General features: G+C 60.3%; 10 protein-coding genes and 3 pseudogenes. 6 read left to right on the top strand and 7 right to left on the bottom strand.

All coding sequences use genetic code 11. The features are described 5' to 3' along the window. Positions 1-85 precede the first annotated feature (85 nt). From ACDZ94_RS06640 to ACDZ94_RS06615, 6 genes and pseudogenes are all read left to right on the top strand, one after another. Complete coding sequence (locus ACDZ94_RS06640) at positions 86-1,852, top strand: glucan biosynthesis protein (RefSeq protein WP_316963677.1); 1,767 nt, start codon at positions 86-88, stop codon at positions 1,850-1,852. Further along, a pseudogene (gene mdoH, locus ACDZ94_RS06635) lies at positions 1,845-4,432 on the top strand (glucans biosynthesis glucosyltransferase MdoH); the annotation flags it as partial. The gene ACDZ94_RS06640 and the pseudogene mdoH, both read left to right, overlap by 8 nt. Positions 4,433-4,601: 169 nt before the next feature. Next, positions 4,602-5,402 carry a transporter substrate-binding domain-containing protein gene (locus ACDZ94_RS06630; RefSeq protein WP_064450280.1) on the top strand — a complete coding sequence of 267 codons (801 nt, stop codon included), beginning with the start codon at positions 4,602-4,604 and terminating at the stop codon, positions 5,400-5,402. Between the two features lie 221 nt (positions 5,403-5,623). Continuing rightward, positions 5,624-6,421 carry a transporter substrate-binding domain-containing protein gene (locus ACDZ94_RS06625; protein WP_064450281.1) on the top strand — a complete coding sequence of 266 codons (798 nt, stop codon included), beginning with the start codon at positions 5,624-5,626 and terminating at the stop codon, positions 6,419-6,421. Positions 6,422-6,566: 145 nt separating this feature from the next. Next, the gene (locus ACDZ94_RS06620) at positions 6,567-7,526 is read left to right on the top strand and encodes an amino acid ABC transporter permease (protein ID WP_432751222.1); all 960 of its coding nucleotides are present in this window, start codon (positions 6,567-6,569) and stop codon (positions 7,524-7,526) included. Then, a complete protein-coding gene (locus ACDZ94_RS06615) occupies positions 7,519-8,253 on the top strand; it encodes an amino acid ABC transporter ATP-binding protein (RefSeq protein WP_064450283.1) in 735 nt (244 codons plus the stop codon). The genes ACDZ94_RS06620 and ACDZ94_RS06615 overlap by 8 nt, the downstream gene beginning before the upstream one ends. 5 nt (positions 8,254-8,258) lie before the next feature. On the opposite strand, the gene ACDZ94_RS06610 is transcribed toward ACDZ94_RS06615, so the two are convergent. The 7 genes and pseudogenes from ACDZ94_RS06610 to tatB all read right to left on the bottom strand — a co-directional run bounded on the left by ACDZ94_RS06610 (position 8,259) and on the right by tatB (position 14,353). Then, entirely contained in the window at positions 8,259-9,251 is a 993-nt protein-coding gene (locus ACDZ94_RS06610; RefSeq protein ID WP_432751487.1) for a methyl-accepting chemotaxis protein, read from the bottom strand. Positions 9,252-9,383: 132 nt separating this feature from the next. Further along, positions 9,384-10,166, bottom strand: a pseudogene (locus tag ACDZ94_RS06605) (methyl-accepting chemotaxis protein); the annotation flags it as partial. A 172-nt stretch (positions 10,167-10,338) separates the two neighbouring features. Beyond that, positions 10,339-11,043, bottom strand: coding sequence for a methyl-accepting chemotaxis protein (locus ACDZ94_RS06600; RefSeq protein WP_432751486.1), 705 nt, complete (start codon positions 11,041-11,043; stop codon positions 10,339-10,341). Between the two features lie 201 nt (positions 11,044-11,244). Beyond that, positions 11,245-12,255, bottom strand: a pseudogene (locus ACDZ94_RS06595) (methyl-accepting chemotaxis protein); the annotation flags it as partial. Between the two features lie 186 nt (positions 12,256-12,441). After that, positions 12,442-13,149 carry a 16S rRNA (uracil(1498)-N(3))-methyltransferase gene (locus tag ACDZ94_RS06590; RefSeq protein WP_064450286.1) on the bottom strand — a complete coding sequence of 236 codons (708 nt, stop codon included), beginning with the start codon at positions 13,147-13,149 and terminating at the stop codon, positions 12,442-12,444. Continuing rightward, complete coding sequence (tatC, locus tag ACDZ94_RS06585; protein WP_064450287.1) at positions 13,146-13,937, bottom strand: twin-arginine translocase subunit TatC; 792 nt, start codon at positions 13,935-13,937, stop codon at positions 13,146-13,148. The genes ACDZ94_RS06590 and tatC overlap by 4 nt, the downstream gene beginning before the upstream one ends. Next, positions 13,934-14,353 (bottom strand): Sec-independent protein translocase protein TatB, encoded by a 420-nt coding sequence (tatB, locus tag ACDZ94_RS06580; RefSeq protein WP_407015920.1) that lies wholly within the window; start codon positions 14,351-14,353, stop codon positions 13,934-13,936. Before tatB ends, tatC begins: the two co-directional genes overlap by 4 nt. Positions 14,354-14,361 lie beyond the last annotated feature (8 nt).

Raw genomic sequence — 14,361 nt, 5'->3', positions numbered from 1 at the left:
CAGGGGAGTCGGAACAATGCTCGCCAACCTGGCATATAGATAGCTGGCCGTTGGTTTTTTGATCTGTTTTCGGCGAGGGTTGCTCGTGATTGTTAGTCCCTGTAATGCACCAAAATTGTCTGCCAAACGGTTACGAAACGCACTGGTAACGGGCTCTGCCCTGTTTTGCCTGTTCGGCGCGGGTCAACTGTGGGCATTCAGTCTGGATGATGTGTCGGCCAAGGCAAAAGAGCTGGCCGGGCAGAAATACGAAGCTCCGCGCAGCAATCTGCCGAACGAATTTCGCGAAATGAAATTCGCCGACTATCAGAAGATTCGTTTCCGTAACGAAAAAGCCGAATGGGCCGACCAGAACACGCCGTTCAAACTGTCCTTCTATCACCAGGGCATGCACTTCGACACGCCGGTGAAAATCAACGAAGTGACCACCGACAGCGTTCATGAAATCAAATACGACCCGACTCGTTTCGATTTCGGCGACGTGAAATATGATCCAAAGTCCACCGAACAACTGGGTTACGCCGGTTTCCGTGTGCTTTACCCGATCAACAAAGACGACAAGCAAGACGAAATCATGACCATGCTCGGCGCCAGCTACTTCCGCGTCGTCGGCAAAGGCCAGTCCTATGGTCTGTCCGCTCGTGGCATGGCGATCGACACTGCGTTGCCGTCCGGTGAAGAGTTCCCGCGTTTCACCGAGTTCTGGATCGAGCGTCCAAAACCGGGCGAAAAACAGCTGGTGATCTTCGCCTTGCTGGATTCGCCACGCGCGACCGGCGCCTATCGCCTGACCCTGCGCCCTGGCACCGACACCGTTGTCGACGTCAAATCGCAGATGTTCCTGCGCGACAAGGTCACCAAGCTGGGCATTGCCCCGTTGACCAGCATGTACCTGTTCGGCGCCAACCAGCCGTCGAAAGTGCTTAATTACCGTCGTGAACTGCACGACTCCAGCGGTCTGTCGATCCATGCCGGCAACGGCGAGTGGATCTGGCGCCCACTGAACAACCCTAAACACCTGTCTGTCAGCAACTTCAGCGTCGAGAACCCGCGTGGTTTCGGCTTGCTGCAGCGTGGCCGCGACTTCAGCCACTACGAAGACCTGGACGACAACTACGACAAGCGCCCAAGCGCCTGGATCGAGCCTGAAGGCGACTGGGGCAAGGGTTCCGTCGACCTGGTAGAGATTCCGACCGCCGACGAAACCAACGACAACATCGTTGCGTTCTGGAGCCCGGCCGAGCTGCCGAAAGTCGGCGAGCCGCTGGACGTCAGCTACCGCCTGCACTGGACCATGGACGAAAAAGCCCTGCACCCGGCCGACAGCGCCTGGGTCAAGCAAACCCTGCGTTCCACGGGTGACGTGAAGCAATCCAACCTGATCCGTCAGCCTGACGGCAGCGTGGCTTACCTGGTGGACTTCGAGGGCCCGGCCCTGAAGAACCTGCCTGCGGATGCCCCGGTTCGCAGCCAGGTGAGTGTTGGCGACAACGCCGAAATCGTTGAAAACAGTGTGCGCTACAACGAGCACACCAAAGGCTGGCGCCTGACCCTGCGCATGAAGATCAAGGACGCAGGCAAGCCGACCGAAATGCGTGCCGCACTGGTTGAGGACATCGTGAAACCTGAGCCTGAGAAGGTCTCGACCCAGGTGCTCAAAGCCGACAAGCTTTTGGCCAAGCAACACGAGAAACAGGCCAAGAAAGAAGCTAAAGAAGCTAAAGACGCGAAAGACAAGGAAGCTAAGCAGCCAGACGCTGCCTCAGCCACTCCACTCTCTAACCCAGATCAGGCCAAGACAGAACATGTCCTGACCGAGACCTGGAGCTATCAGTTGCCTGCCGATGAGTAATTCTCAAGTTACGCCCGAGACTCTGTCCGAGTACCTGGCGCACCTCCCGATGACCGCAGAGCAGCGCGCCGAACTGGCGGGCTGCACTTCCTTCAGCGAGCTGCACCAACGTTTGTCGTCCGCAACCTTCGACGCACCTTCCGACGCTGCCCAAGCGTCGGTTGGCCGTCGTCTGACCCTCAACACCGCTGAAGAGCTGCAAGATGCGGAAATGCTGGCGCTCGACGCCAGTGGCCGTGTTTGCCTGAAAGCCACGCCGCCGATCCGTCGGACCAAAGTGGTGCCCGAGCCTTGGCGTACCAACATCCTGGTGCGCGGTTGGCGCCGGATGACCGGTCGCACCAACCCTCCGGCCCCGCCGAAGGACGAGCGTGTATTGCCAGCGGCTCGCTGGCGTACCGTGGGTTCGATCCGTCGCTATATCTTGCTGGTGCTGATGCTCGGCCAGACCATCGTCGCCGGCTGGTACATGAAAGGCATCATGCCGTACCAGGGCTGGTCGCTGGTCGACTTCGACGAGGTTCGCAATCAGACCCTGCTGCAAACCGCCACCCAGGTACTGCCTTACGCCCTGCAAACCAGCATCCTGATCATGTTCGGGATCTTGTTCTGCTGGGTTTCGGCCGGTTTCTGGACCGCGTTGATGGGCTTTCTCGAATTGCTCACCGGTCACGATAAATACCGGATCTCCGGTAAAAGTGCCGGGGACGAGCCGATTCCGAAAGATGCCCGTACAGCGTTGGTGATGCCGATCTGCAACGAAGACGTGCCCCGGGTATTTGCCGGTCTGCGCGCGACGTTTGAATCGGTAGCCGCCACGGGCGACCTGGATCGCTTCGATTTCTTCGTCCTCAGTGACAGTAACGAAGCCGACATCTGCATCGCCGAACAGCAAGCCTGGCTCGACGTGTGCCGCGAAGCGGGTGGTTTCGGCAAGATCTTCTATCGCCGTCGTCGCCGTCGCGTAAAGCGCAAGAGCGGCAACCTCGACGACTTCTGCCGTCGTTGGGGCGGTGACTACAAATACATGGTGGTGCTCGACGCCGACAGCGTGATGAGCGGCGAATGCCTGACCAGCCTGGTGCGCCTGATGGAAGCCACGCCGGATGCCGGGATTATCCAGACCGCGCCACGTGCGTCGGGCATGGACACCCTGTATGCGCGCATGCAGCAATTCGCCACTCGCGTGTACGGCCCGCTGTTTACGGCCGGTCTGCACTTCTGGCAGTTGGGTGAGTCGCACTACTGGGGCCACAACGCCATTATCCGCATGAAGCCCTTTATCGAGCACTGCGCCCTCGCGCCGTTGCCGGGTAAAGGTGCGTTTGCCGGTGCGATTCTTTCCCACGACTTCGTTGAAGCAGCGCTGATGCGCCGTGCCGGTTGGGGCGTGTGGATTGCCTACGACCTGCCGGGCAGCTATGAAGAGCTGCCGCCGAACCTGCTGGATGAACTCAAGCGTGACCGTCGCTGGTGCCACGGTAACCTGATGAACTTCCGCCTGTTCCTGGTAAAAGGCATGCACCCGGTGCACCGCGCGGTGTTCCTGACTGGCGTGATGTCCTACCTGTCGGCGCCGCTGTGGTTCTTCTTCCTGGTGTTGTCGACGGCGTTGCTGGCGGTGAACACCCTGATGGAGCCGCAGTACTTCATGGCGCCACGCCAGTTGTACCCGCTGTGGCCGCAATGGCATCCGGACAAGGCTGTGGCGCTGTTCTCCACCACCATTGTGCTGCTGTTCCTGCCTAAATTGCTGAGCATCATCCTGATCTGGGCCAAGGGCGCGAAAGAGTTCGGTGGCAAGTTCAAGGTGACCTTGTCGATGCTGCTGGAGATGCTGTTCTCCATGCTGCTGGCGCCGGTGCGGATGATCTTCCACACCCGTTTCGTGCTCGCCGCGTTCCTCGGCTGGGCTGCGACCTGGAACTCGCCGCAGCGTGACGACGATTCCACGCCATGGAGCGAGGCCGTCAAGCGCCACGGTCCACAAACCCTGCTCGGCTTCCTGTGGGCGCTGTTGGTGGTGTGGTTGAACCCAAGCTTCTTGTGGTGGCTGATCCCGATCGTGGGTTCGCTGATGCTGTCGATTCCAGTGTCGGTGATTTCCAGCCGGGTCAAGCTGGGCCTCAAGTCCCGCGACGAGAGCCTGTTCCTGATCCCCGAGGAATACAATCCGCCGCAAGCCCTGTTGTCGACCGAGAAGTACACCCACGAAAACCGTTGGCACGCCCTCAATGACGGGTTTGTGCGTTCGGTGGTCGACCCGCAGCAAAACGCCTTGGCCTGCGCCCTGGCGACCTCGCGTCACCGTGAGGCGGAGCCGATCGAGCACCTGCGTCAGGAGCGTGTCCGCCACGCGTTGAAAGTCGGCCCTGCCGGCCTCAACAACGGCGAGCGCCTGGCGCTGCTCAGTGACCCGGTGGCCCTGGCTCGTCTGCACCAGCAGGTGTGGAGCGAAGGCCACGCCGAGTGGCTCGGCGCTTGGCGTGAATCGATCAAAGCTGATCCGCACGCGCCATTGCTGCCGCTGCAACCGCTGTCGTCCCAGGCCCAACTGGCCTGATTCAGACGCCCCCGAGGGCTCACCTCGGGGGTGTTCGAAGCGCTGGTCCTACAGCGTTTCACGCTTCTTCCTCTTAGCCCTAACCCCTTGTTATTTCGAAACAAAAGACCTTTGTTCGAGACGTATTGTCGTGCCTTTTGCTGGGGTAGCATCGCCCCCCACATTGACGAGGCCGCAGGGGGATTCATGATCAAAAGGTATTGTTCGGCGTGGCTGATCGGCGTTGTCGCATTGGCATATACCGGCTGGGTGAATGCCGGCGTCCTAGATGATGCCGTTCGGCGTGGAGTGCTTAAAGTCGGCACCACGCCCACCTACGTGCCCTTTCAAATGATGGACAAGCAGGGGCGCATCGTAGGCTTTGAGATCGACTTGCTCCAGGCGATGAGCCATGCCTTGGGCGTCGAGCTGGAACTGGTGGCGGTGCCCTATACCGAGTTGTTGCCGGGGCTGATGGCGAAAAAGTTTGATCTGATTGGCAGTGGTATGACGGTGACCCAGGAGCGCAACCTCAAGCTGAATTTCAGCGACTCCTTTATCGTGGTGGGCCAGACCGTATTGCTGCATCCGAGCCTTGCCGGCAAGGTTTCCAGCATAGAAGACCTGGATGAGGCGGGTTACCGGATCGTCGCCATCGAAGGCACCACGGGGGAAGCCGCGGCGCAACGTTTTCTGGGCGCCGCTCGCCTGCGCAGTTTCGCCACCCCGGAAGAAGGCGTGCGGCAGGTGGTGGAGGGCAAGGCCGATGCTTTCATTCATGACGCACCCTATAACCTGATTGCGATGGCCAGGCCGGAAAACCACACACTTTTTGCACTTGAGCAGCCGTTTACCTTTGAGCCCCTGGCATTCGGCCTGAAGAAAGGTGATTACGACAGCCTTAACTGGATCAATCATTTCCTCAATCAAATAGCGCAGGATGGCACTTACGATCGGCTCCATGACAAGTGGTTCAAGGACACCGCCTGGGTCGGGGAGATGGACTGATCGTCATAACTGCTTACACATCAATCAGTTGCCGATCCTCTCTGCAGACGTGTCTATCCCCCGTGTTTCGCTGCACCGTTGTGGGGCTTTTCCGACATACGCCGATAACATTTACCCGTGAAACCTTTGTGACGGGGAGCGAGTGGGTTAGGATCGCACCCCGAAATGGTGCAGCCCTTTTGCGCGCCGACCTTACAAGAAATCGTTCAGGGGACTTGATGATGAAAAAGTATCTTTCGAGGCTGATGCTCGGCGTCACCGCGCTGGTCGCCGTCACTGCAGCGCACGCTGGCGCCATCGACGATGCGGTCAAGCGCGGCACGCTGAAGGTCGGCATGGACCCGACCTACATGCCGTTCGAAATGACAGACAAGCGCGGTGAAATCATCGGTTTCGAAGTCGACATCCTCAAGGCCATGGCCAAGTCCATGGGCGTCAAACTGGAGCTGGTGTCCACCGGTTATGACGGCATCATCCCTGCGTTCCTGACCGGCAAGTTCGACATGATCGGCAGCGGCATGACCCTGACCCAGGAACGGAACCTGCGCCTGAACTTCAGCGAACCCTTCATCGTGGTTGGCCAGACGTTGCTGATTCGCAAAGACCTGGAAGGCACCATCAAGTCCTACAAAGACCTGAACGACGAGAAATACCGCCTGACCTCGAAGCTCGGCACCACGGGTGAGATGATCGCCAAAAAGATGATTTCCAAAGCCAAGTACCACGGCTATGACAATGAGCAGGAAGGCGTGCTGGACGTGGTCAATGGCAAGGCCGATGCCTTTGTGTATGACGCTCCGTACAACGTGGTTGCCGAGAAAAAAGTCGGCAACGGCAAGCTGGTGTTCCTGGACGAGCCCTTCACCTTCGAACCGTTGGCATTCGGCCTGAAAAAGGGCGATTACGACAGCCTCAACTATATCAACAACTTCCTGCACCAGATCCGTAACGACGGCACCTACGATCGTATCCATGACAAGTGGTTCAAGAGCTCCGAGTGGCTCAAGGACATGGAATAAGCCAGGCTGAATACCGAGTCGCGCCTTTCGCGAGCAAGCCCGCTCCCACACTTGACCGAGTTCCAACATGAGAATGCGGTCAAGTGTGGGAGCGGGCTTGCTCGCGAAAGCGGCCTGACAGGCGACATCAATCCCGGAAGCTGAAATGAAACAGAAAAAAGCCCAATGGCCCTGGCACCTGCTGACCGTGGTCGTGCTGGTTGGCCTGGCTGGCGCGTTGTACTACGCCACCTCGCTGATGTCCTACGAATGGCGCTGGAACCGCGTACCGCAGTACTTCGCCTATCAGGCCGAAACCTCCCAGCGTGCAGCCGACATCTCCACCGTCATTGAACTGGTGCGCAAAGGCGACGTAGCCGAAGTGACCCTGCGCAATGATGCCGGTGCCGAACAAAAGCTGACGGTTGCCGACAATAGCCTGCAAGTGACGCGCGGTGACGACGTGGCCGAAGGCGATGTTATCGGCGTAACCCGGCATTGGGCGCTTGGCCCGCTGATGTGGGGCTTGTGGACCACCTTGTGGCTGTCGGTCATCTCCGGAATTCTGGGGCTGGTGATTGGCCTGGCAACCGGCTTGTGCCGTCTGTCCAGCAACCCGACCTTGCGCGATCTATCGACGATCTACGTCGAGCTGGTGCGCGGCACGCCGCTATTGGTGCAAATCTTTATTTTCTATTTCTTCATCGGAACGGTGCTCAACCTGTCCCGGGAATTCGCCGGGATCGCCGCGTTGTCGCTGTTCACCGGCGCTTACGTGGCGGAAATTGTCCGCGCCGGCGTGCAGTCCATCACCCGTGGCCAGAACGAAGCCGCACGGTCCCTGGGGTTGAGTGCCAGCCAGTCGATGCGCCACGTGGTGTTGCCGCAAGCGTTTAAGCGCGTGTTGCCGCCGCTGGCCGGGCAATTTATCAGCCTGGTGAAAGACACGTCCCTGGTGTCGGTGATCGCGATTACCGAGTTGCTCAAAAGTGGTCGTGAAGTTATCACCACCTCGTTTTCGCCGTTTGAAATCCTGTTCTGTGTGGCAGGCCTGTACCTGCTGATCAACCTGCCGCTGTCGAAAATGGCCAGCCGGCTTGAGCGGAGGCTCGCGCAAAGTGATTGAAGTCCGCGATCTGGTAAAAGTCTTCGACACCCGTGGTCAGGTGGTGCGCGCGGTGGACCACGTCACCACCCAAGTCGCCAAGGGTGAAGTGCTGGTGGTGATCGGCCCTTCGGGTTCGGGCAAATCCACCTTTCTGCGCTGCCTTAACGGGTTGGAGGAGTTTGACGCAGGCTCGGTGAGCATCGACGGCCTGCAACTGGCCGACCCGAAGACTGACGTGAACGCCTATCGCCGCGAAGTCGGCATGGTGTTCCAGCACTTCAACCTGTTCCCCCACATGACCGTGCTGGAAAACCTGTGCCTGGCGCAAAAAGTCGTGCGCAAGCGCGGCAAGCAAGAGCGTGAAGCCAAGGCATTGGCGCTGCTGGAAAAAGTCGGCATTGCGCAAAAGGCCAACGAGTTCCCCTCACGGTTGTCCGGTGGCCAGCAACAGCGGGTGGCGATCGCCCGCGCGTTGGCCATGGAGCCCAAGGTGATGCTGTTTGATGAGCCCACCTCGGCGCTGGACCCGGAAATGGTCGGCGAAGTGCTGGACGTGATGAAGACCCTGGCGCTGGAAGGCATGACCATGGTCTGCGTCACCCACGAGATGGGTTTTGCCCGCGAAGTGGCGGACCGGGTGCTGTTCTTCGATCACGGCAAGTTGCTGGAAGATGCGGCCCCGGCCGAGTTCTTCGATGCGCCGAAAGACCCACGGGCCCAGGCCTTCCTGCGTCAGGTGCTGTAACGGTTCTACACCGTGAACTTGCCCACCCAGCCTTGCAAATCCGAGCCCAGACGCGCCAGTTCGACACTGGCCGCTGCGGTCTCCTGACTGGCGGTAGAGGTCTGTTCCGACACATCCTTGACCTTCAGCACGCTGCGATTGATCTCTTCCGCAACCGCCGTTTGCTCCTCGGCAGCGGCGGCAATCTGGGGGTTCATCTCCTGGATCACGGAGACCGTGCGGGTGATATTGGCCAGGGCGTCCCCCGCGCGGCGGGTTAGTTGCACGCTGTTATCGGTGAGGCTGCGACTGTTGTCCATGATGTCGGCGACCCGCTGTGTGCCTCGTTGCAGGCTGCCGATCAGCTCTTCAATTTCCTCGGCCGACTGCTGGGTGCGTTGCGCCAGGCTGCGTACCTCATCGGCAACTACCGCAAAACCTCTACCGGCTTCACCGGCGCGAGCGGCTTCGATGGCCGCGTTGAGGGCCAGCAAGTTGGTTTGCTCCGAGACCGACTTGATCACCTCCAGCACACTGCCGATCTTCTGGCTTTCCTGCCGCAGCCCTTGCATGGCCTGGCTTGAGTGAGCCATCTCTTGGGCCAGGTGCTCGATCTGAGCAATGGCCTCGGCCACCACCTGGTCGCCCGCGCTTGCCTGTTGATCGGCTTCGATGGCGGCGTTCGAGGCTTGCTCGGCGTGGCGTGCAACTTCCTGGGAGGTGGCGAGCATTTCATTCATGGCCGTGGCCACCTGTTCGGTTTCCTGTTTCTGCTCTTCGACGCCGACGCGCGAGTGTTCGGTCACGCTGGACAACTGCTCGGCAGCGCTGGCGATCTGTCGCGCGCTATCGCCGATGCCGCCGACCAAGCCGCGCAGGTTGACCGTCATTTGTCCGATGCTGCGTTGCAGCTGCCCCAGTTCATCCCGGCGAGTGGTTGTGATGTCCTGGCTCAGATCGCCCTGGGCGACTCGATTGGCCGCCAACAGCGCGTGTTGCAACGGTTTGACGATCTGCACGGCGATCAGCCAAGCGGCCAGTGCACCCACTAACAGCGCCGCTACGGTGACATTGAGCAGTAAGGTGCGAGCGATACCCGCTTCTTGGTCGCGTTTGGCGGTTTGGTCCTGGCTCAACTGGTCGCTTTCCGTGAGCAACTGATCCAGCCATTGCTCAAGCTGGTTCTGGGTGGTCTCGGTGGTGAGCTGTGCGTCCTTGAGCCGCGCCAGTTGCGTGCGATAGTCGAGCAACGTGCTCTTTAGCGCGACGTTGTTAACGGGCAGTGTCATCACGGCGGCCTCTGCACGGTCAAGCGCCTGGATCGATTCATCGACGCCTTTGGCGTAACTGTCCAACGAAGCCGAAGCCCAGGCAGGGTTGCGCGCGCGATCTTAGGCTTGCTCCATGGCTTGACGCAGTTGTTCTACGGCATCGAGGGCTTTTTCGTCGTCCTGATTGGGCAGGTCACTGGACAACTGCGCCAGGGCATCGCTGGCCTGTACTGCGCCAAGTTTGAGCTGTTCCAGCGCGGTTTCGCGCAGCTTGATCAAGTTTTCCAGGCCACCCAAGGCTGTTTTGAAACTGGTCGCAAAGCGGCGGCTTTGTTGCACCTGCTGTTGATTGACCGGATCGGAAAAAAGCGGTGACACCGTCGTCAGCAGACCGTCGATTTTTTCGATGTGCAAACCAATCTTGACCAGGCTCGCCGGGTCGCTGAGGGTTCGGTAAACGATACGATCGGCGCGCAGCTCTTCGCCGACGACAGCCAGTTGCGAGAGGATGGTCAGCTTCTGAGAGCGTGCGAGCGAGGCGTTCAACGCCTGCCAGCCCGTGGACGCGATAACCAGGCTAAGACAGAGCACCAGGCCAAAGCCCAGGGCAAGTTTGAGTGTGATGCCGAGATTGCCTAACAGGCGGATCAGTGGACGAATCATGGTAAACCTCCAACGAATCAAAAGGAGCGTTTCGACGGTCCGGCTGACATGGGCCAGGGAAGTTGAAACGCTACTTTTATTCGGCGCCAGGTGTGTAATCCACGACCTGAAAAACGCGTAGGAAATTTCACAAGCTGTGAGGGCGACGGCCATGATGGCCGTCGCGACGGGATCAAACCTTGAAGCGGCCGACCAGGGTTTGCAGGTAAATCCCCAGGCGCGCCAGTTCCGCACTGGATGCAGCTGTTTCCTCACTGGCCGAAGAGGTTTGTTCAGAGACATCACGCACATTCAGCACGCTGCGGTTGATCTCTTCGGCCACGGCGCTTTGTTGCTCGGCGGCGGTGGCAATCTGCGAGTTCATCGCCTGAATGGTCGAGACCGTGCGGGTGATATTCCCCAGTGCGTTGCCGGCTCGACGAGTCAGTTCGACGCTGCTGTCGGTGAGGCCACGGCTGTTGTCCATGATGGTGGCTACCTGTTGGGTGCCGCTTTGCAGGCCTACGATCAGCTCTTCGATCTCTTCGGTGGACTTCTGGGTGCGCTGGGCCAGGCTGCGCACCTCATCGGCCACCACCGCGAAGCCGCGGCCGGCTTCACCGGCACGCGCCGCTTCAATCGCCGCGTTGAGTGCCAACAAGTTGGTTTGCTGGGCCACCGATTTGATCACGTCGAGCACGCTGCCGATCTTGTCGCTTTCGCGTTTCAGATGGCTCATGGCCTCGGTGGAATTGCCGACCTCGGTAGCCAAACGCTCGATCTGAGCGATGGCTTCACCGACCACCTTGTCACCCTCGCGGGCCTGCTGATCAGCGGCGACGGCGGCTTCCGAGGCTTCCTCGGCGTTGCGCGCCACTTCCTGCACGGTCGCAGCCATTTCATTCATGGCGGTGGCGACCTGGTCGGTCTCGATCTTCTGGCTGTTGACCCCGGCGCTGGTCTGCTCGGTCACGGCGGACAGTTGCTCGGCGGCGCTGGCGATCTGGGTGACGCCGTCGCTGATGCCGCCGATCAATTCGCGCAGGCCGACCGTCATGCTTTGCATGGCGCGTTGCAGTTGGCCCAGTTCGTCCTGGCGCGCGGAGTTCAGATTGTGGCTCAGGTCGCCGGAGGCTACGCGTTCAGCGACATTGAGGGTCTGGTTCAGCGGAATGACGATCTGACGGGTGATGGCCCAGGCGGCGACCATGCCGAAGATCAGCGCCAGCACGGTGGCCAGCAGCAGCAGTTGTTTGGCGTGTGCGGCGTCGGCATCGCGCACGGCGGTTTGCGAGGTGGTGAGTTTCTCACTGTGGCCCAGCAGAATATCGCCTTGGGAGGTCATGATTTTCAGGGCAGCAGCGCTGGCGACCTGGGAGTCGCGGTATTGGCTGACGGCGGCGCGGTAGGCTTGCAGCGAGACGCCGGCCTCTTGCAGATTGGCCTGAAACTGGGCCGGCAATTGGCCTTGGAGTTCGGTGATTTTCTTCAGGGCGTTGTCGATAGCGTCCAGGGCAGGCTGTTCGGCCTCCGTCTTGCCGCTGTAGGTGTAGCCGCGAACCTGGAAGCGTGATTGCTGGATCAGTTTGCTCAGGTCGACCACGCTGTTGAACTGCGTGACGCTATCGCCTTGCAGCAAGGCGGCTTCGATCTCGTTGATCTTGGTCACGGCGTTGTCGGCGGTGTCGCCGAGCTTGCTGCGGGCGCCTTCACGCTTCAGTCCCGCCTGCACCATGGTGGTGAAGGCCTTTTTGTATTGGTTCAAGGCGTCCAGCTGTTGTTCTACCAGGGCCTTGTCATCGGGTTGCTCGATCAGGGCTTGCGCGGTTTTCAGGCCGTTGTCCAGCTGTGTGAGCAGGCCGTTGACCGCATCCGTGCCCTGTTCGCCGCGACGCATTTCAAAGTCCAGGCGCGCCAGGCGCAGGTCTTTGGTCAGGCCGTTGAGGCTGGAGATGAAGCCCAGTTTGTCGCCGCGACTGATCACATCACCCAGGCCGGTCCAACCGGTGAAGGTGGTCAACAGCGTCAGGACCAACACCAGGCCAAAGCCAATGCTCAGCTTGCGATTGACGCTCACATTCCCCAGTTTTTCGGCTAACCAACGATACATACGGCGAACTCCCTTTGAACAAGGCTTGGACTTATTCAGAGGCTATCGGCCGCGTAGGAAGATTCTGTAGCGACGCCCATCCACTGTGGGAGCGGGCTTGCTCGCGATAGCGGTGTACCAGTGGCAGATAGGCTGACTGATCCACCGTTATCGCGAGCAAGCCCGCGCCCACAGGGTTTGGCGTTGTTAGAAGAGGCGGGCGAGCAGGGCGGTGACGGCGGTTTCTACGCGCAGGATTCGTGCCCCAAGTTGCACCGGTTGCAAGCCGGCCTTGGCCAGCAGGTCCACTTCGTAAGGAATCCAGCCACCTTCCGGGCCGATTGCCAGGGTCACAGGCGTATCCAGCCCACGGGGGCAGGCCGGGTAATCGCCGGGATGGCCGATCAGGCCGAGGGTGCCTTCGGTCATGGCCGGCAGGCGATCTTCGACAAACGGTTTGAAGCGTTTTTCGATAACGATTTCGGGCAGGACGGTGTCCCGTGCCTGTTCCAGGCCGAGGATCAGTTGCTCGCGAATCGCCTCAGGCTCCAGAAACGGGGTTTGCCAGAAGCTCTTTTCAACCCGGTAACTGTTGACCAATACCACCTTCGGTACGCCCATCGCCGCCACGGTTTGCAGCACCCGGCGCAGCATCTTGGGGCGTGGCAGGGCGAGCAGCAGGGTCAGGGGCAGTTTGGTCGGCGGCGGTTGGTCGAAGCTGACTTGCAGCTCTGCTTCCAGGGCTTCCAGGCGCAGCAGTTGCGCATTGCCCATCAGGCCGCCGATACGGCCCACGCGCAGGTTGTCGCCCACCGCAGCGCGGTGGACTTCCTGCATGTGCACCAGGCGCCGATCACGCAATATCACCCGGTCGGCCGCGATAAAGTCGGCCTCTTCAAGCAGCAGCAGGTTCACGGCTGCGTCGCTGGCGGCTGGTCGTCGTCGGCGGGTTGGTCATCCGGGTGGTCGCCACGCTTGCTGATCAGGCTGCCAAACAGGATGCCGATTTCGAACAGCATCCACATCGGCACAGCCAGCAGGGTCTGCGAGAAGATGTCCGGCGGCGTGAGGATCATGCCGACCACGAAGCAGCCGATGATGACGTACGGGCGGACTTTCTTCAGGTATTTGACGTCGACCACACCAATCCACACCAGCAGCACCACGGCCACCGGGATTTCAAAGGCCACGCCGAAGGCGAAGAACAGCGTCATCACGAAGTCGAGGTAGCTGGTGATGTCGGTCATCATTTCCACGCCGGCCGGGGTGGCGGCGGCGAAGAATTTGAAGATCAGCGGGAACACCAGGAAGTAGGCGAAGGCCATGCCGGTGTAGAACAGCAGGATGCTCGACACCAGCAACGGCACCGCGATGCGCTTCTCGTGCTTGTACAGGCCCGGTGCGATAAAGCCCCAGATCTGATGCAGGATCACCGGGATCGCCAGGAACAGCGAGACCATCATGGTCAGCTTCAACGGCGTCAGGAACGGCGACGACACGTCGGTGGCGATCATCGTCGCGCCGGCCGGCAGGTACTGGCGCAGCGGCGTGGAGACGAAGGTATAGATTTGCTGGGTGAAGGCGAACAGCCCGGCAAAGATGATGAAGATGGCCGCTACGCAACGCAGCAGGCGGGTACGCAGCTCGGTGAGGTGCGAGACCAGCGGCATGTGATGGTCGTCTTCCGGTTTATCAGCGCTCATGGGGCTCGCGGCGGCAATGTAGGGTCATGGGGAGCGGGCGACGCAACGGGTGTCGACGCTGGCTCGGTCGGGGTGTGAGCGGGCGGCGCGGGGGTGTGTTCCACCACCGGTGCAACGTCGGCCACGGGCGGTGGTGCGATGCTGTGCTCGGCCGGTTTGGGCGGCTCTTGCACCGGCGACAAAATCTTCCGCGCTTCCTGCTCCAACGACAGAATATGTTCGTTGTGCAGTTGGCGGCGGATCTCGTCGGCGCCGATTTCCCGTTCAACTTCCTGTTTGATGGCGTTGAAACTGCGTTTCAGGCGCCCGATCCAAAGGCCGGCCGTGCGTGCGGCACCGGGCAGGCGTTCCGGCCCCAGTACCAGCAGGGCCACGAGGCCGACGAGGAGCAGTTCAGAGAAGCTGATACCAAACATTAGTCAGT

The organism is Pseudomonas sp. UBT, assembly GCF_050915955.1.
GTDB classification, from domain to species: Bacteria; Pseudomonadota; Gammaproteobacteria; order Pseudomonadales; family Pseudomonadaceae; genus Aquipseudomonas; species Aquipseudomonas antarctica_A.
This window is presented reverse-complemented; position numbering and strand designations above follow the sequence as displayed.

What these genes read in the sequence shown, in the direction of transcription:
- ACDZ94_RS06630 (WP_064450280.1), top strand. Translation starts at nt 4,602, where the DNA reads ATGATCAAAAGGTATTGTTCGGCGTGGCTGATCGGCGTTGTCGCATTG.
- ACDZ94_RS06625 (WP_064450281.1), top strand. Translation starts at nt 5,624, where the DNA reads ATGAAAAAGTATCTTTCGAGGCTGATGCTCGGCGTCACCGCGCTGGTC.
- ACDZ94_RS06620 (WP_432751222.1), top strand. Translation starts at nt 6,567, where the DNA reads ATGAAACAGAAAAAAGCCCAATGGCCCTGGCACCTGCTGACCGTGGTC.
- ACDZ94_RS06600 (WP_432751486.1), bottom strand. Translation starts at nt 11,043, where the DNA reads ATGGCTGCGACCGTGCAGGAAGTGGCGCGCAACGCCGAGGAAGCCTCG.
- tatC (WP_064450287.1), bottom strand. Translation starts at nt 13,937, where the DNA reads ATGAGCGCTGATAAACCGGAAGACGACCATCACATGCCGCTGGTCTCG.
- tatB (WP_407015920.1), bottom strand. Translation starts at nt 14,353, where the DNA reads ATGTTTGGTATCAGCTTCTCTGAACTGCTCCTCGTCGGCCTCGTGGCC.